Source organism: Streptomyces galbus (assembly GCF_005280195.1).
Classification (GTDB): Bacteria; Actinomycetota; Actinomycetes; order Streptomycetales; family Streptomycetaceae; genus Streptomyces; species Streptomyces galbus.
Window position 1 is genome coordinate 1 of the sequence record NZ_SZPR01000016.1, and the last position, 367, is coordinate 367.

Here is a 367-nt window from a genome sequence, read left to right on the forward strand (position 1 = left end):
CAGGTCGTCGAACAGGCCTTCCGCCTCCTCACCCCCGGTGGCGCCCTGTTCCTGGGCGACCTGCGCAATCCACGGCTGCTGCGGACCTTCGCCTCCGGTGTGCAGACGGCGCGGGCGGAGGACCCGGAGGACACGGCCGCGATCCGCCGTGCCGTCGAACAGAGCCTGGTCCTGGAGAAGGAACTGCTCGTCGACCCCGAGTACTTCAGCGCCCTCGCCCACCACGTCCCCGACCTGGCCGGCACCGACATCCAGCTCAAGCGCGGCAGCGCCCACAACGAACTCACCCGCTACCGCTACGACGCCACCCTCTACAAGACCGGCGTCACCGCCCTGCCCCTCGACGACACCCCCACCCGGCCCTGGA

General features: G+C 70.8%; 1 protein-coding gene. It reads left to right on the plus strand.

Annotated elements, in window-relative coordinates; all coding sequences use genetic code 11:
- A partial coding sequence (locus tag E4U92_RS19485) for a hypothetical protein (RefSeq protein WP_137301733.1) occupies window positions 1–367 on the plus strand: 367 nt, incomplete at both ends.